This is a genomic window from Mycoplasma sp. 1781 (genome assembly GCF_053851675.1).
This window is the reverse complement of record NZ_JBSQBC010000004.1, coordinates 1-18,258: the sequence shown is the minus strand read 5'-3', so window position 1 is coordinate 18,258 and position 18,258 is coordinate 1. Positions and strand designations below refer to the sequence as shown.

General features: G+C 25.7%; 16 protein-coding genes and 1 pseudogene. 9 read left to right on the top strand and 8 right to left on the bottom strand.

The annotated features are described in order from the left end of the window. Positions 1-33 precede the first annotated feature (33 nt). The 4 genes from ACWXVP_RS00910 to ACWXVP_RS00895 form a co-directional block, all read right to left on the bottom strand. On the bottom strand, positions 34-2,160 hold the full coding sequence (locus tag ACWXVP_RS00910) for a UU173 family protein (RefSeq protein WP_455966300.1): 2,127 nt from the start codon (positions 2,158-2,160) through the stop codon (positions 34-36). Further along, positions 2,150-3,001: an MAGa7180 family putative nuclease gene (locus ACWXVP_RS00905; protein ID WP_438340779.1), complete on the bottom strand. Its 852-nt coding sequence runs from the start codon at positions 2,999-3,001 to the stop codon at positions 2,150-2,152. The genes ACWXVP_RS00910 and ACWXVP_RS00905 overlap by 11 nt, the downstream gene beginning before the upstream one ends. 191 nt (positions 3,002-3,192) lie before the next feature. Beyond that, positions 3,193-3,711 carry a peptide-methionine (S)-S-oxide reductase MsrA gene (gene msrA / locus ACWXVP_RS00900; RefSeq protein ID WP_438340778.1) on the bottom strand — a complete coding sequence of 173 codons (519 nt, stop codon included), beginning with the start codon at positions 3,709-3,711 and terminating at the stop codon, positions 3,193-3,195. A gap of 221 nt (positions 3,712-3,932) precedes the next feature. Further along, positions 3,933-5,000 carry a hypothetical protein gene (locus ACWXVP_RS00895; RefSeq protein WP_456012653.1) on the bottom strand — a complete coding sequence of 356 codons (1,068 nt, stop codon included), beginning with the start codon at positions 4,998-5,000 and terminating at the stop codon, positions 3,933-3,935. Between the two features lie 223 nt (positions 5,001-5,223). Here ACWXVP_RS00895 and ACWXVP_RS00890 point away from each other — a divergent pair, with 223 nt between their 5' ends. Genes ACWXVP_RS00890 through ACWXVP_RS00880 form a run of 3 tightly spaced genes read left to right on the top strand, consistent with a single transcriptional unit; the run spans position 5,224 to position 8,335 of the window. Next, the gene (locus tag ACWXVP_RS00890; RefSeq protein ID WP_444705096.1) at positions 5,224-6,159 is read left to right on the top strand and encodes a Vmc-like lipoprotein signal peptide domain-containing protein; all 936 of its coding nucleotides are present in this window, start codon (positions 5,224-5,226) and stop codon (positions 6,157-6,159) included. Between the two features lie 51 nt (positions 6,160-6,210). Continuing rightward, positions 6,211-7,170 carry an ABC transporter permease subunit gene (locus ACWXVP_RS00885; RefSeq protein ID WP_438340775.1) on the top strand — a complete coding sequence of 320 codons (960 nt, stop codon included), beginning with the start codon at positions 6,211-6,213 and terminating at the stop codon, positions 7,168-7,170. Next, entirely contained in the window at positions 7,160-8,335 is a 1,176-nt protein-coding gene (locus ACWXVP_RS00880; protein ID WP_455993983.1) for an ABC transporter permease subunit, read from the top strand. The genes ACWXVP_RS00885 and ACWXVP_RS00880 overlap by 11 nt, the downstream gene beginning before the upstream one ends. Positions 8,336-8,396: 61 nt before the next feature. Here the strand turns inward: ACWXVP_RS00880 and ACWXVP_RS00875 are convergent, their stop codons facing one another. Both ACWXVP_RS00875 and ACWXVP_RS00870 read right to left on the bottom strand, forming a co-directional pair. Beyond that, complete coding sequence (locus ACWXVP_RS00875; protein WP_438340773.1) at positions 8,397-9,407, bottom strand: HxHSH motif-containing lipoprotein; 1,011 nt, start codon at positions 9,405-9,407, stop codon at positions 8,397-8,399. 3 nt (positions 9,408-9,410) lie between these two features. After that, positions 9,411-11,276 carry an MAG3240 family lipoprotein gene (locus ACWXVP_RS00870; protein WP_456012651.1) on the bottom strand — a complete coding sequence of 622 codons (1,866 nt, stop codon included), beginning with the start codon at positions 11,274-11,276 and terminating at the stop codon, positions 9,411-9,413. 101 nt (positions 11,277-11,377) lie between these two features. Here ACWXVP_RS00870 and ACWXVP_RS00865 point away from each other — a divergent pair, with 101 nt between their 5' ends. From ACWXVP_RS00865 to ACWXVP_RS00850, 4 genes are read left to right on the top strand one after another with little or no spacing between them, the layout of a single operon-like run. Continuing rightward, positions 11,378-12,328 carry a hypothetical protein gene (locus tag ACWXVP_RS00865; protein ID WP_444705092.1) on the top strand — a complete coding sequence of 317 codons (951 nt, stop codon included), beginning with the start codon at positions 11,378-11,380 and terminating at the stop codon, positions 12,326-12,328. A gap of 22 nt (positions 12,329-12,350) precedes the next feature. Continuing rightward, positions 12,351-14,699, top strand: a complete 2,349-nt coding sequence (locus tag ACWXVP_RS00860) for an OppA family ABC transporter substrate-binding lipoprotein (RefSeq protein ID WP_456012649.1) — start codon at positions 12,351-12,353, stop codon at positions 14,697-14,699. Between the two features lie 10 nt (positions 14,700-14,709). Beyond that, a complete protein-coding gene (locus ACWXVP_RS00855; RefSeq protein ID WP_444705090.1) occupies positions 14,710-15,183 on the top strand; it encodes a hypothetical protein in 474 nt (157 codons plus the stop codon). A 37-nt stretch (positions 15,184-15,220) separates the two neighbouring features. After that, positions 15,221-15,802 (top strand): hypothetical protein, encoded by a 582-nt coding sequence (locus ACWXVP_RS00850; protein ID WP_456012647.1) that lies wholly within the window; start codon positions 15,221-15,223, stop codon positions 15,800-15,802. Between the two features lie 78 nt (positions 15,803-15,880). Here the strand turns inward: ACWXVP_RS00850 and ACWXVP_RS00845 are convergent, their stop codons facing one another. Together ACWXVP_RS00845 and ACWXVP_RS00840 are read right to left on the bottom strand one after the other, a co-directional pair. Next, positions 15,881-16,933: a helix-turn-helix transcriptional regulator gene (locus tag ACWXVP_RS00845; protein WP_456002014.1), complete on the bottom strand. Its 1,053-nt coding sequence runs from the start codon at positions 16,931-16,933 to the stop codon at positions 15,881-15,883. Between the two features lie 12 nt (positions 16,934-16,945). Continuing rightward, entirely contained in the window at positions 16,946-17,350 is a 405-nt protein-coding gene (locus tag ACWXVP_RS00840; protein ID WP_456011887.1) for a cytidine deaminase, read from the bottom strand. 200 nt (positions 17,351-17,550) lie between these two features. On the opposite strand from ACWXVP_RS00840, the gene rpsP reads away from it, so the two are divergent. Together rpsP and ACWXVP_RS00830 are read left to right on the top strand one after the other, a co-directional pair. Beyond that, positions 17,551-17,811, top strand: a complete 261-nt coding sequence (rpsP, locus tag ACWXVP_RS00835) for a 30S ribosomal protein S16 (RefSeq protein WP_438340765.1) — start codon at positions 17,551-17,553, stop codon at positions 17,809-17,811. A 2-nt stretch (positions 17,812-17,813) separates the two neighbouring features. Further along, a pseudogene (locus ACWXVP_RS00830) lies at positions 17,814-18,258 on the top strand (tRNA (guanosine(37)-N1)-methyltransferase TrmD); the annotation flags it as partial.

Genomic DNA, 18,258 nt, shown 5'->3' with positions numbered 1-18,258 from the left:
AAACAATAAAATTTTTCCTTGTTTTTTCTCTAATTATTTATTGTATTTATAAAAATTCTCAAAATATTCGTCCTTATTTTTTAACAAATACTTAACCAGTTCTGCAGCCATTAACATTGCCATAACATCATTATGACAATAAATTTTTAGATCTTTAATTTTTCGGTTTCATTCATTATCCTTAATAAGATTTAGGGCTCTTGTCGTAGCAATTGTTAGCGCCTCCGAACCATTTTTAACATTAAGTTTTGAATATGGAGTGATATTATATTTTAAATGTTTATTTAAATTATTATTTGTTACAAAATATTCAATCTTTTTTATTGAATATGATCCATTAATATATCCTAGATTTATCATTCTATCTACAACAAAAATTTTCTGTTTTCGTCCAGAAAAAAAATTGCATATGTCAACAAGACGGTTTACAATAAAATCGATTTTTTTTGCATATTCATTAAATTGAATCTCGTCTAATTTATTTTGCAAACAATAAATATGAAGCGACTCTTTTATTTCAAGTAATCTGCTCTTCTCATAATTTATATTGTAAATAATATAATATGAAATTTCTTGGTCATATAAATCATCGATAATTTTTTTATATGTATTGATATCAAAAGTTAAAGGATCATAAACATAATCATTACTTTCATAAATTTCATCATTCTGCGTCTTTACAATTGATGTTTGAGATATTACTTGATTTCATGCTGGCAAATAATCGAGCATTGGAGTAGGTAATGTTACACCTTCAAAATCAAACCAAGCAATCTTGGCATTCTTATCCGTTATTACATTATACTCATAAATGCTTTGTATTTCTGGATTTATAGAAATAAGATTATTATCATAAAATTCACTAACAGTTCTTTTTGTTAGTAAATCAACATCATTATTTAAACCGGAAATTAGCTTTAATATTTTTTTGCTTCCAAATTTATATTTAGGGAACTGTTTTTCAACTAATTTATAAAAGAAAATATTCGAATTAAAATTGTCAATGAAATCATCCTTAGTTAAAGTTCAATCCATTTGTAGCGAATCTCTATTATTAATCAAATAAATAAACTCTTTAAATGAACACGTATAATCACTTATATTTTTTGTGTGCTCTTCAATATTTGCCAATCTTTTCTCATTAAAATCGTATCCAGCGGAAATCAATTCGCCTTTAACATGGTCAATGATTGATAAATTATTTGTTTTTTTTGATCTTACTGGTTTTGTATATGCAAAATTAGGATCACAAATATATTTAGCTTCAACTTCATCCTCGGATAATAAGACTTTATCATTAGGTTTAATATCTACGCCGCCTTTATTTGGAGAACAATATTTTGACAGATTGAACTTTAGGATATTTTTTCTTACATTCTTTTTCTTTTGATATCTAGGTTTTAACAAAAATATCTCATTAATATCACTATTTAGTGATTTGGTGATGATATTATAATTTCAATATGCCTTTAATAGATTTTTTCTATTCGTTTTTTGCGAATAAATTAAATCACCAAAATGTTTTAATTTTGTATCATAGAAAGCAACTTTTGCATAACAAGATTGATATTCAAAGGCTGGATTTATAATCAAACGATAATTTTCATTTATTGATTTAATTGTATCAGCCAATACATCATCCTGCTTTTGCTTCAATGATATATATTTGATTTCTTCGTCCTTTATATGATATCTTTCTTTATAAAAATCAACTAAAAAATCAATTGCCTGATCATAAACGGTATCTAAGCCCGAGGAAAGAATATTAACTGTTGTAAAAATGGAAAAAAGAAAATTTAAATTTTTATATACATCTTCATCAACTGTGTTATTAATTAATTCATGATTATTACGAACTGTTTCCTTTAAAAAATCTATTTTTTCCAGGGTGTCGAGTTCTTGGATATAGTCTTGCTTTTCCTTATCTAAATATTTAGACGCAAACTCGTTTGAAATATTGTCTATTTTATCAAAATAAAAGTTAATAAGTTCATGATTGACACTAGAATCATTATCGTCCTCTAAATCAAAATTAAAATTACCTGCAAAAATTTCATGGCTTGAATCTAAATTGCCATCAATGCTATTAAATACTAACCATGGATGTGTAGTATTAGCAACTAAAAAATCGCTAAATGAATATCTTACCTTATTTTTCATACTCTGCCACAGCCTTGCCTTCATTGACTCACTCTAGATATAATTTTTTTCATTCATCATAATTCTTACATTCTAAATATTTTACAATATCAACATCTATACTATTATTTCAAGTAGGACTAATACCTAATTTTGTGTATTTATCATATCATTTTTTGCATGCTGCCATATCATCCAAGACTTGTTCTTCATTTACCTCAAAAGGTCAGCCCTTAACAACTCGATTATTTATGTCAACTAAATTAGGGTCTTTGTAATCTTCTTCTTCTAAAAAACAAGCAATAATTGCAAAATGTTTGGCCCCCATCAAATACGAATATAATTGTGCTTGTTTTAAATAAGCAACATTAATCATACCTTGTTTCCAAGATTCAAGTTTTTTACTTCCGACGGTTTTTATCTCAATAATCATCTTCTTTTCAGCAATATAGCCATCTGGTAATCCGCCAAAGAAAACATTATTTTTGAAATAATCATAGTTAAACTTTTCGGCAGGGAACCGTTGAATAGGTAAATTGAATGATTTTTCAATTTTTTCAAGAATTTTAGGTTCTAAAATAACTCCGGCATTTACATATTTCGGATCCAATACTGGAAATCTAAAATTAGCTATTCTCGCAAATGCAGCAAAAGGGCTATTAAACTGAGTTAGTTTTAAAATATCTCCAAGAGCTGAACCAGTTATTTTTCTAAAACCGCCAAATTCACCAGGTTTTTTTGATAATAAGTTTTTATGGTATTCAGCAGTTAATTTAACTGTTTTTGTTTCATGATCAACTACATATTGATTGCCATTATAATGCAAGCGGTTGGGAATAATTATTTTCTTTTCTTCATTCATTTATTTACCTCACTTATACTTAAAAAAATAAAAATAAATAGATTTAGGTTATCTTTTATTAATTTTACTAAGTATTATGTTAACTATATTTGAATTTTTTTAAAAAAATAAACGAAATAATATGGATTTAACTAAAAACATAGCTTTTCTTGCTATGTTTTTTTCTCGTTACCTACATTAATATAATGATATTATTTTAATAAATTAATAATTTTTTTCTCACTCTCATTTAATTCAGGTTCAATATCAAGTCTTACATGACAATAACCAGATGGATTTCTTTGCAAATAATCTTGATGATATTCTTCTGCGATTACAAAGTTTGTGAGAGGTAAAAGTTCTACATAAAATTCACTATAATTTCCCTTTAAAATATTAAATAACTTTTCTAATTTAGTAAAATCACTTTCATTATCATAGTATACACCGGTTCGATATTGGATACCAATATCACCTCCCTGCTTATTTAAGGATCCTGGATTAATAATTCTAAATAAGTGTAAAACAAGTTCCTCTAAAGAAATTTTCTCATTATCATAAATGACCCTCACTGTCTCAGCATGTAAGGTTGATTTAATTTGATAATATGAGGTTACATCAGTATTACCATTTGCATAACCAGTCTTAGTTTCTATAACACCTTTTAGACGCGAAAAATAGGCTTGCACACCCCAAAAGCATCCGCCAGCTAGATAGATAGTTTTTTTCATAATTTTCCTCCTTATTTAATTTAATTTTAAGTTAATATAGTACTTAAAAAACCAAACTAAATATATCTTAATTTCTATTAGGTATTCATAATTTAAATTATTATTAGTTTATTTTAAATATAATACATTAAAAATAAAAAAAGATATCAGCCTTTATTTTATGTTTTTTTTATTTTGTTATAAATCAACTTATTTTTAGTAGTTTTTAAAATATTTAGTATCTAAAATTTTATTTTTTTATATTTTTTAGCAATGCTCTTATAAATTTCAAGAATATTTTCATAAAAATTAGCATTATTCTTATCAAGCAAAGAAATTTGCTTAATTCCTTCTAAAATATCATCAATCATTCTTAAATTTCTGGCCTTATTGTATCCTCTTCAAATATCATATTTTTTTCTAAATTCTTCATAATACTCTTCTCTTGATAATCAAGGATTAAAGCAAATCATAATTTCTCTAAATAATGAAAATAAAATCAATATTTCGGAATTATACATATCAGTTATAATAATATATTTTTTAGGACCAAATGAAAAGGTTATCGATCTTGTCATCGTTTTTTCAATATAGGGCAGTTTTATTAACTCAATATTTCTATCTTTAAGAAGCAAAGAAACTTTACTAATTTTTTCATCAAAAGAATCAATTTCATTAAACAGTGTATCAATTAATCTAACAATAACAAATTTTGGTAAATATTCCTTAAATCTTGATCTTGAAGCAATGTCTTTTCCTTTAAAATTTTCTCTAATGAATAATTCACAAAAACGAATAAAAGGGATTCTATTATGTTTTGTAATTTTGCAATGATTAATATACAAATGTTTTGAAATATACTTTGAATATTCCTCAATGTTCAATGTTCCATAATATTTTTCAAGAAATTCAATTATTTCTTCTTCACTTGGCGACTGGCTAAGCCTATTATCACCTAAGATATTAGTAAGATAACGATTTTTTTCAAGTATCTCCCAGCCTAGTCTTTTAATTATTTCTGTTTTGTCTAATGGGCCAACATTAAGATTATTTCTAAAAAAATATCATTTATTTGTTAAATAGCCAATTTTTAGGTCTAGCATTTTTTCTAAATCTTGAATTAAATTAAGACTAACATCATCTCTTAAATCGTTTAACAAGTTAAATATTTTTCTTCGATCGGCTTTAATCTTTTTGCAAACATCATTTGTCTTAATATTGGCAATTGTGAAAATATTTCTTAAAAATTCTCCAAAGGTTGTACATGAATTTATTCGATTCTCTAACATCAATAAATCTTTTTTACTCATATAACATCTTAACCTTTCAGCAACAAGTTTATAATACCAATTGGAAACAATTTTATAATTAATTTTAATTAATTACTTTGTTAATTTAAATTTTATTTAATTTTTCATATTATTTTAATAAAAATCGCATAAATAAGACAAAAATGCAAAAAAAATAAAAATATAGTTAAACTATTTTTGTTATAATTTATTAAAGTAATTTAATTTTAAATGAGGTAAATATATGAAAAAAAACATAAAGTTATTTTTATCACTATCACCTTTAATAGCAGTTTTAAGCACTCCATTAGTAGTTGCATCATGTAGTAATAAAAATGGCGATTCAACTGCGGAAATCAACCAAATTATTTCAAAAAAAGACCAAATTCAAAAAATTATTAAATATGAGGAAGATTTAAATGAAAAAGAGAATGCTCAAAAAATACTAGAAGAGATAAATAAACTTAAAAAAGATGAAAAAGACGAAAAAAAGGTTAAATCATTATTAGAAAAAATAAAATTAGCAATATCAAGTTTCAATAAAAGAAACACACAAGAAAAATCAGGATTAATTGTTCAAAAAATAGCCGAAAATCAAGAAGAAGTTATTGCTTCTGATGTAGTTAAGGAATTAAAATCAGCAAAAAAATGAGAAGATGTTAAAAAAGTTTTTTCAAAATATTCAATTATTTTTATCGAAAATGAATTAAGAGAAAAAGAAGAATTAAGTATCTCCGCTTCAACTCATTCGCATGATGATGAGGGTGAAATTCACCTAGATATTAAATTCAAGGTTTTAAATACTACAATTAGATTTACATTAATTGGTTTCAAAAAAATCGAACCTGTAAAAACGATTTCAAATTGAAAATTTACAACAAAATTAAAAAATAAAATTGAAGAAAAAGAAGCACAAACTAATTTCTTGAATAAACTAAAAGCAGAGCAGGAAAAAGGCTTTAAAAATTTATTAGAAGAATTACAAAAAACACTACCAATCGAAAAAATTGATAAGAATAAAAATGATATTGAATTTAGTATCAATTTTGATGATTCAAAAACTAAATTTGTAGATAACTTCTTAATATTAAATATAAATTTCTATAACACCGCAGACAAAAAAATAGTTCAAACAGAATCAATTCAAATAGAAAACATCGATGACCATCACGAAGAATAACGCATTCAAAATACGCCAATGATAGATAGAGTTAAAAATAGGGGGTAAATTATGACAACTAAAATTAAAATAAACTTGTTCAAAAATATTGCTTTCTATTTTTTTATTTTCTTTATTTCAATTGTTATTATATTCTTTGCAATAAATGTTTTAATTGAACCTCAAATTAAAAAAAATATAGCTATTTATTCACAAATTTCACATAACTATGGAGCTAGATTTAAGACCTTTTTAACAAATTTATTTACATTTAATCCCGGAAAAATATACTCTCATGAATTAGCAAGTGTTGAAAATAACATTTTATTTCTCTACCTACGGCAATTTCGTTGGACCTTTTTAATAAGTCTATCAGTATTTATTATTAGCTTTATTGTCGGCAACATATTAGGAGTGTTTTCTGCTTATAAATTTAATAAATCATATGATGTTATAACCTCTATTATTATTTCTTTTTTAGGTTCCTTACCAATCTTAATTATTTGCATTCTTGCTTTATCAAGTGCAGACATATTTGGCTATCCCTCACAGTTTTTAAATAGTAAACTTAGCTTTGCTTCGCTAATAGTTCCTATACTAATTTCTTCACTTCCAACAGTAGCTATCTTCTTTTCTAAATCAAGAAAAAAAACGTTTGAAATTCTTAAATCAGATTATTATCTATTTGCAAAAACATATGGAATGAAAAAGCGTGATTTACTAAAAAAAGTTGTTTTAAAAGAATTGTTAATTGGCGAACTCAACTTATTTTTTGTTCTCTATGTTTTATTATTCACAATAACAATTTTAGTTGAAAGAATTTTTTCAATCCCAGGCCAAAGTTTATTAATTTCATTTGCTTTCAGAAAAGGTGAAGTAGATATTATTATGTTTTACTTTATCTTTAATTTTATTTTACTAAGTTTTCTTTTATTAATCAATAAAATCGCTATAATAAAGTTGAGCCCGAAAAACGAATTCACTTCTTTACTTCTTTTTAAAAAATATAAACGAGGTAAAAATGCACAATAATCTATTTAACTTTGCAAGAGAAAAAAAATCGAATTCGAATCCTTATGTTATCCATACAAATTCCGCAAAACAATACTGAAAAAGATTTTTTGCCAATAAATTTAATCTTATTTGTTTTATATGCTTTGTTATTTTAATATTAGCTTTATTAATTGCCACATTTTTAATTAAAAACTCTCCTACTCACTCAATCAATGAAAATACAACACTAGTTAATGACCTGCCATCAAATATTTCTCAAAAAATAACAAAAAACTTTAATCGTGGTGTTGAATTAGATTTTATAAGAAACATCGCAAAACTGGAAGCAAAATCAGCGGCTAGTGAACATAGAAACCTAATATTTTGAATTGAATTTGACTCAGCGAGAGATATTGGTGGAGAGCAAACTATTTATACAGATATTGTTACTTTAACATACAATCCTTACAATCTAATCAAAGCAGTAAATCTCTTACAATTATCTAAAGATATGCCCATAAAAATTCCTAATGGTTTATTTCTGGGAACAAACAACCAAGGAATTGATATATATGCTAGAACGATAACATCTATTTGGTCAACTATTTTAATAATTCTTGCTGCAATTATTATTAATATTTTTATCGGTTTTAATTTTGCAGTTATTATAAATATTTATAAGCAAAATATAATTGTACGATTTATTGATAGAATAATTAACTCTATTAGTGTTATCCCAGAAATTATTTGAGTTTTTCTATTATCTATTTTTATCGGAACAAGTTTATATGGGTTGTTTATATCATTATCAATAATTTGCTGAATTTCATATTTCAAATTTGCAAAAGAAGAAATCAATTCCTTGCTAACACAAGAATTTATCGTTGCTTCTAGGGCTGTTGGGGCATCAAATTGAAGAATTGCCTATAATCATATTTTCAAAAGAATTTTTGCAAACTTTCTAATAATATTAGTTGAAAGATTTTCTATTAATATCTTAATTGCTTCTTCATTAGCATTCCTAGATTTTATTAATGATTCAAATAGCATAAATATAGGTTTCATTTTAAAAGAAGCAATTAGTTTGGTATCCAATAATCCCGGATATCTCTTAACCGCATCAATATTTATAATTGCTTTTTCAATAAATTTAAAGCTACTATCATCAGGTTTAGCTAATACATTTAACCCAAAAACAAAATAAAATAGGCCAAGCATACTTCACAAAGAAATTCAACTTAGGCCTATTTTTTTAAAAAATTCAATTAATTAAGATTTAATTTATCAGATATACCTTCCTTTTTAGCAACATCAATCAATATTTTCTTAATACTTTCCATAATTTGTTTAGCTTTGGCTTGATATTCATCATTAATTAGATTATTAGATTTGTTAAAATCCATATTTTCACTAAATAGTTTAATTAAAAAATTATAATCTGATTCATAGTTTTTTTGGCCAATGTTGTCAATAACATTTTCTTTTAAAACTTTAAAATCTTTTTTTAATTCACCTATTATTTTTTGATCCTTTACACTCTTTTTTAACAATAAATGCCATAACCCCATTTCAAAGGTAAGATTAACAATGGCATGTGAATGAGTATGAGAATTTTTGTCACTCTCGATATTTATCTTGTCAAGATCTTCTATTTTCGAAACTTTTTTTTCATTAAATACATTCTTTCTTAAAAAATCTCAGGCATCGATAATGGACTTTTGCAGCTCACCAAGATTAATATCCTTTCCACTCAATCTCTTATCAATAATTTCGATAAATTTAATAAACTGTTGATTATCAAAAACTAAATTAACATCGTTCAAAACGGCATCAACATCTTGAAAAATTAGTTGATATTTATCTAAAAGTTTAGCTAAACTTGTTTTTTGTTTACCTGCTTCTTCTAATCATTTAACAAAAAAATCATTAATTTTTTTTGAATTCTCAGGTTTTCCTTGGTCGATAATTAATGCAGCAACCTTGTTTCTAAAAGCATCTATTCTTCTTATAATTCTAATATATCGCTTACGATAATTTCGATACGTCTGTTTAACTTCTAAAAATAATTTCAAGAGTTCATTATCGTATATTTTTTTTATTTCAAGTGTTGGTTTATTTTCAAGTTTTATCTCAACAATATTACTCTTATTTTCTATCGATTCATTTAATGATACATTTTCTGAATCATTTGGATATCTTATACATGAAATTGAAATAGCAGGCAGCCCAAATAAAGATAATCCCAAAAAACTAGTCAAAATTTTTTTGATCCTCATTAGTTATACCAACCTTTCAAAATTAATAAGTGTAAATATATCATTAGATTTTTGAACATCATAACCCTTAAAATAATTCCAATAAACAGAAGCCTTTGCTATAACTTTATCATTTTTTGATTTATACTTAAAATCAGACGGATTATTAAATGAAATAAAATTTAATTCAATATATAATTGACCTAATTTATTTTTTTCTGGTTTTAAATTAAGTTCAATTCTCTTTATACCATCTAATGTTTTGCCTTGTTTATTTTCTAGAGCATAAGCTAATAAATAGTTATTAATATATGCTTCAAGCACCTTGACTTGATATGAATTATTATCTAAAAGCGAAACATCAAAATTTTGTCTACTATCGTTATTTCAATAATTAAACAATTTATCCATCTTATTTGATGCTTCATTAAGCCCTTCAATAAACGCTGAATCCTTGTTACTGTTAACAAAATCCGAAAGTTTTATGCCAGCTTTTATCCCATTATTACTTGGTTTAAATGAATAAATATCCTCAGGTAAAATATTTGCGTTATTTTTATTTTTAGTAATCAATCCCTTTAACCTGTGTCCATGATCATCAAAGTTAGAACTTAACCAGGAATATTTCTTTTTTGTGCCATCTTTCTTAGTAACCTCAACAATTGCTCTAAAAACCTGATTAGTGTCAAAATAATCAGTAAATTCAAAATCAACTATTTTATATTCAAGATCTTCTTTTTTTCTATATTCTGGAATCTTTATTACAAAGATCTCATCTTTTAGATTTCAAAATAAATTCATCAAACCTTTGGCATTTCAATAATCTTTTGAACCTGATGACTTTATGAAGTGATTAATATTATCAATAATTGTTAGATATCTCTTTCCATCCATGAATAAAAGGGGATTTTCGACGTAATCAGTAAATAATGGATATTCTTCTTTTATTCCTTTGGTTCCGACCCCAAATTTTCCATTTGTAGCATAATTTCTGAAGCCATTTAAATAATACTTTTTATTCTTATTTTTAGATTTTATTAATTCTTGACCGTTCCAATCCTTAATACTACTTATCTCAAAGGAAATATAATCTGTAGCTCCAGAGTATGAATGTTTTATTTCGCTATTGCTTCAATCAATATCTATTGATGCCACATCAACGTTAAACTTATTTAAATAAAGTTTTAATAGTTTTACAAATGTTGATCTCATCTCATTATGTTCATTTGACAAAAAAGATTTTGCTTGTATATATTGAGGTTGAATTCAATTTGAAAACAATACCCTATGCTTTTTAGCATTAATAAGATATTTACGATTCATTATAGAATAATTCAAATCAATATCTTGGTTCAATCTAAAAATTACTGTCTGTATGTCCTCAAAATAGGGGTCCCTATTTCTATTAAAATCTTTCCCAAATATCAATGATAGAGTTGTAAATCATTCGTCATTAAAAGAACCTGCTGAGTCAACATCATCAAACGAATATTCATTCAAAAAGCTATTAATATCACTCTTTTCATCTGAATCGAATATACGAATATTATTATTACCAGTAGTAAACTGCTTTCAATTATTTCTATATGGAAAATCCGGTTTATATTCAACCCATTCATTTTTATTAAGTAGGTACATTTTTTTGTTTTCTATCTTTACTGCATCAAAATTATGGCGGCCATTCTTATCGAATCAATAAAATATATGTTCATCTTTTTCTATTGAAGCTATTTGGCTAAGAGTTAATCTATTCAAAAATACTCTCGATACCTTATCAATATCTAAATATACTTCTTTTTTAATATTTTGACTACAACTTAAAACTGCAAAAGGAATTGCCACAATAGGAGAAATTAATAACAAATTTAATAGCTTTTTTCTTATTTTCATAATACAAATTTTATCACTTTTTTTTATATTATAGTTATAAAAATATTGTATAATTATTACAAAATTACGAATTAATAAACATTGTGAAAGGAGGTAAATATATGATAATAAATAACGTGGGGACTGCATTTGAAAATAATATAGAATTAACCATATTCATAAATATACTAGTTTATATCCCGATATTAATGATTTTACCACTCATATTATTAGGTCTCCTTTCGTTTATAAAGCCATCTGAAAAAGCAAAAAAAGGTAATGCAATTATTTATATGTACGCTTTTTCAACTGGAATGTTTTTAATGATTGGAGCATTCGGTTTTTTGCGAGAAGGATATAAAATTGCTATCGATTTTACACATGATGGCCCAAATAAGTTTGGTTCAGAAATAAACAGGACACTAGTAACTGTCGGTATTCTCGGGATAAGTGCATTAATAGGCTTTAGTGTTGTTATTGCAGGAAGGTATTTATTTATTAGAAAATCTAAAATAGATCCTCATAAAAGTCATGAAGAACATAACCACTCAGATCACCTAATTTCATTTAAAGATATTGATAACCCCAAAGCAGCTTGATTAGCAATTGTTATGTTATTAAGTCACAGAATAATTGATGGTTTTTTTATTGGATATTCAATATTTAAAATAATATTTACACAAAATACTTTTTCAAGTTCACTTACTCTACTAATAACATTTACCATCCACATCCTTATTGAAGTCACAATCATATACTTCCGTCAAATTCAATATGGAGAAAAAAAAGGAAAGGCAGTTTTATATAATTTCATAACTTTTTTACTTATAATCCCCTTCATTTTTTTAGGAGCATTTACTGGGCGATTCATAAACGATGATTTAAAATGAATACAATCCTCATTATTGATTTTTGGAGGCGCAATTATCATATTTACCGCTATCTTTGAACTAGTCCCTGAATTTATTCATATAAGAAACAAAGATACTAAAACTTTATATCGAACATTAATAATTTTTGCTGCTTCTATTGTCACAACAATAATGCTTTTAAGTTTTCATAGTCATGTTTAAACAAACTAAGGGAGGAAATAAAATGAACAAAAAAATGATTTTATTAACACCGTTAATCAGTTTAATGCCTATAATTACAATATCATGTGTAAAAAATAATTTCAACACCAATAAATATCGTTTCATTGAAAAAAATAATTATGGTAATGATTATGCTAGCTTTAGCTACCTTGATGATAACTATACTAGTAAAAATATTCACAAAATTAACCTAGCAACAGCAGCAAAACTAATACGAATAAAATCAAGCCAACAGCCCTTAATTGATTTTAGAGACAATATTGTTTTAGCTCCCTCAGAACTTCATTATAAATTAGAATGGGCCAACAAAATTAATATCACAACGCCAATAGGCACTAATGAATATAGTAATGATAATACTGATATTGTAGATTATGAAAATGAATCAAACAAACCAGAAAATGGTATTTTTAAGCCTAAAAAGGATAAGGGTAATGGTTTTAACTCACCCTTCCTATTTGTTCCTTCGAGTGATATCAAATCAATAAATAACCCAAACTTTGCTAAAGATTTGAATAACACAAATAAAGTTATAATAGAAATTAAAAATAGAGACAATGTTTGGATTAATTACCTAGGCAATATTATAAATACCAATAACCATATTAACCACAAATCATTTAAACTGGGGTTATTATCAAAATTGTTACGAAACAAAGAATATCGCCACTCTTTTGCTGCAAAGCATAAGATTGATCTTTCAAAATATAACAATAAAAAACTACAAAAAAATGATGGTTTCGATCTATATAACTACCTAATTCAAAATGATATTGATGTTGATGCACTACTTAATTTTGATAATAATAAAATTACTATTAAAACAAGGGACGGATCATTTAAAAATCTAAAACAAATATTTGATAATATCCTAATTATTCAAAATTATCTAGATGCAATTCCTTATGAAATAATAGAATCAAGTTACAAAGATCCACTAAAAAATCTTGATTGATTTTTTAATTATGGTGAAACCTACCAAAACAGATTTTATGCAAGTAATTATTTTATTTCGCATATGAATGCCAATGAAACTACCTTAAAAATAAATAAAAACTATCAAAAAAATGAAGATGATAATCTCAAAGAAATAATCATTCAATACAACTCGTTGCCCTTATCGCAATCTACGTTTTCGCTCCAATCATTAAATGCTTTTAAGCAAAATATTATTTCAAAAATAGAATATGAAGACCTTAATTTAGATGAAAAAAACTATATTCTTGAAAACTATAAGAAATATAATTTTTCATATCAAAAAAATTATAATAGATATTCAATTAACAACAATATTATCATTAACCAAAATCCTGATATAAAAACGAAATATATGAATAAAAACTTCATGAAACTATATTATGGATTAAAAGATAATAACTCACTAGAACTTAGCAAAAATAATTTGACATTTCAATCATTATTTAACAACCTAATAAACCAGTATAGCCTAATTGAGGATGACAAAAATCTATGATTAAGTCAAGCACCAGAAAATCTTGATATTTTAGCTTCTAATGAAGCTATTGGAATAAGCGAACTAAAGGATGCATATAATCAAATATCGAAACCTATTATTTTTGGAGCGAATAATAAAAAATTAAGCGATACATTCCAATACCAAAATAAAAATAGACTAAATGATCCATTAATTGTTTTTGTTGAAGACAAGATTAAATCAACATGATTTAAATTTATTGAAACTAACCTAAGAAATATAATTGATAATTTTTATAAAACATCTAATTCAAATGAAAATATTTATGTAAATATTCCTATAATGATCACCAAGGATAATCAATTTATTAACAAAAGGATACTGCTGATTAAAAAGATTTTTAATTCTATCGACCGCCGGCTAAACATAGATATAACTAAAATTGATAACTTTGAAAAATATCAAGAATTTTTTGAGAGAAATAAATCAATATACAAAAAATCTACATTTAAACTATTCCAGGGAACAACACCAGAATATTTATACAAACAATTAACAAATTTTGAAAATAATTTAAATAAATTAATTGACCTTATATCTAAAAATAAGAAAGATTATTTAACTAGTTTTGAACAGATTATTTCATTGCATAATTTTTTAGTGAATAATAATATAAATCTCAAAAATAGTTTGAGCAAAACACAAGAAACATTATTTATCACTTATCTAAGTAATTTAGAAGTAGAAAACCAATTAAAACTTATTAATGAAATTAATAATCTAATTAGTTATTCAATAAATCTTATAAATCAAATTAACATCAATAGCTTTTCTAAAATTATTTATCAAAATAACATCATTAAACCACTTGGTTGAAATAACTTAAATTATTTACAAGATATAAAAATTAAATAAGGAGAAAAAAATGATTAAAAATAAGAAGAAAATATTCTTATCAATAATTGCTACTAGTTCTATCCTCGCACTGCCAATTGTTACATTGTCATGTAATTTTGATAAAAAAAATCCAAATAAACCAAAAGTACAATTATTAACCGACTCACAAATCCAAGAAATAAAAGACAAATTTGAATTCACATTAAAACCTGAGGGCAAAAAATTAAATGAAGAAGGAAAATTATATGCCTTATGAGATAAGTTTACAAAATCAAAATATAATACTAAAATAAATACTTTTCAAATCATTAATTGAGATGCTGAATTTAAAAAAAACTTTTCATTTAAATATCATAAATTAAATGGTTTAGGTTCAGCGCATATATATGAATTCAAACTGGCATTTGATGGACAAACACCAATAATTAAATACACTATAAAATGTGTCGATAGAAATTATCAAGAAGAAGCTAATGGAATAGTCAAATTGCAAACTGATTAATTTAAAACATTAAAAAATGGAGTGGTATAATATAGATATGAAAAAGATAAAAAAATTTCTAATATTTAGTTCATTTAGTGGAATCGTATCTCCGCTAATAGCTGTTTCGTGTGGAGGACCGACAAATAGCCAAAACAATCAGCTTTTGCCTGACAAAAGTCAAAGTAATGCAACAGGCAAAATAAACCCTTTAAAACGTCCTAAAGCAAAACTTCTAACGACTTCACAATTAGGCGAAATAAAAAACTCGTTTTCATATACCCTAACAAATGAAGGTAAAAAGTTACCTCGTGAAGAATTAATGAAAATATTGCAAAAAATTAGAGCTGATTCCTATCCAATTGATAGGGGAATTACATCAAAAGCTGCTAATGACCCTTCAAGAACGTTCGAAAATGTTAAAGCAAATGAAAATTTTAAAAAATATTTATCTTTTACATCAACATTAGGAAACTTAAAATATCTTTCTGGTCATGTTATAGAGATGGAATTTGTACTTGAAGGTCTTGAAAAGAAGCAACCTGCTATCAGATATTCTGTAAAATGCCTAGATATAATTGTTAATGGGAAAATGAACACTGAGGCCACTGAGTATATTTATTTGGATTTAGACAATTAAATAAAAATAGGATCTATTAAGTCAGATCCTATTTTTATTTCTTAATTATTTCATTTAATGAATATTTTACAAGAAATATTAACTAAAAGAAACTTTTTCGTATTTATAAAAAACTTTCTTAGTTATATCGCAAACCTCACCCTTGCGATCATCATGTTGCACTGCACTACACTTGTCAAAAGCCAATAGAGCATCATCAATACCCTCATATTTAAAATTATATTCAGACTTAATTTTATGATATGCCTCAATATAAATATCATCAATTTCATTTTCGCTTTTATTAACAAAAAAACAATGTGTTAATTCATGCAAAATATAGTTAAAAATAAATGCTTCACAATTAAAAATATCAGAAACAAATATAAGTCTTCTAGCTCCTTTTTGAAAAGTAATGGCCGCAATATCGCTATTCTCGATAAAAGGCATTGTAATCAAAATAATTCCTTTAGTCAATAAATAATTTTGTATTTCATCAATTTTATTTTTAAAGTTTAAATTTTTAGCGCATATTAATTTAACAACTCTTTTATACACAACTTCAAAATTATTTTTTCTAAAAACACCAATTTTTTTAGTACTAATTGTTTCTAAAACCGATAATTCACAAAATCGAATTCAAACCTTACTATTAGGGTTGGCATAAATACTTTCATCTGCTAGTGCATTTTCACGCAAATATTGGGTATAATTATCTAAATTAGCAACGCCATAAAACCTATTCATAATCATCAATTTTTTGCTAATAGGCATATCCTTTGTTAATTTAATATTACTTACCAGTGGCAAACTTGGATTCTTAATGATAAAGTCCTCTCCATATTGCACCAAAAGTTTTTCAGCATCTTGCAGATTAGATTTTTCCTTATTAGCATATATTGAATAAACCTCAGATAGCGTACCTAATTCCAAATTAAAAACATTTTCCAAGCCTTCAATAATCGCAATACTTAAATTAACATTCGTTTTGCTATTAATGATTATGTAGACATATTGAGCACTAAGCCCTAAACGTTGTGCCAATTCTTTTTGTGATATTGAAAATTTTTCTAAATAATAAGAAATTTCTTCTCCAAAATTATTTCCATGCAAATCAAGATGTTTTAAATCGCAAACATGTTCAGTTTCCATAAAATCCCCATTTTATTTTTTAGCGTGGATAATGTCTTCATTTTTTACTGCGCTAGGTATTAATTGATTCATCGAAAATTGTCTTTCCTCAGTTAGATCAGTAGAATGCAATACTACCTTGGAATCTTTATCTAAAAATTGAGACATTACTTGTAGACAGGCACCGCATGGGAATAATATTTTATTCAAATTGCTAATTATATGTATTTCCTTAAATGTCCCCACTTCTGCGCCATATGCTACCGAACCAAAAAGTGCAGATCTTTCAGCGCAAAGTCCACTAGGATACGCAGCATTTTCACAATTGACTCCATAATATTCATTACCCAACTTATCAATAGCTAAAGCTGCCACTTTAACCTTTGAATATGGTGCAAATGAATAGTTTAATTTTTCTTTTAATAATTCTTTGTTCATAATAATAATTATACTATTTATAGTTTTTAAAACTATAAAACTAAATACTACAAATACAAATTATCTTTGCTTATATCAAATATAAAAATCAAATTAAAGTGTTAAGCATTTTTACTTAACATTTATTTTTTTATGTTAAAATTTTTTTATTAAAATTTAAATATACTAAAAATATATAAAAACTTCAAGGAGGAATACTTATGGTTAAATTAAGACTAAAAAGAACCGGAAAAAAATTCCATGCTACATATAAAGTTGTTGCTTCTGATGCTAGAGCACCACGTGATGGAAAATTTATTGATGAATTAGGATACTATGATCCTCATACAAAAAATTTATATCTAAATGAAGAATTAACAACTGTATACTTAAACAACGGAGCAAAGCCTACTGAAACAGTTAGAACTCTTTTAAAGAAGAACGATTTCTACAAAAAATACATCGAATCAAAAAACAAATAGTTATGAAAATAAACATTCTCACAATATTCCCAGAACATTTTGAAGCATTTAAAACCTATAGTGTTATAGGTAAAGCAATACGTCTTGGGCACCTAGAATTAAATATTATTGATTTTAGAAAATTTTCAAAAGAAAAAAGAAATAAGGTTGATGATTCTATATACGGCGGGGGTGATGGGATGCTTCTACAAGTCGAGCCTATCGATCTCGCTCTTGAAACACTACCCAATAGTTATAAAATCCTAATTAGTCCACAAGGACAAAAATTCAACCAAATGAAAGCACACGAACTTGCTAAGCATAATGAAATAACACTCGTGTGTGGCCATTATGAAGGTTTTGATGAACGCGTTTTAAATTTTGTGGATGAAGAATTATCAATTGGAGATTATATTCTAACAGGCGGAGAAACTGCAGCTATGGTTGTTTGCGAAGCTGTTGCTAGAT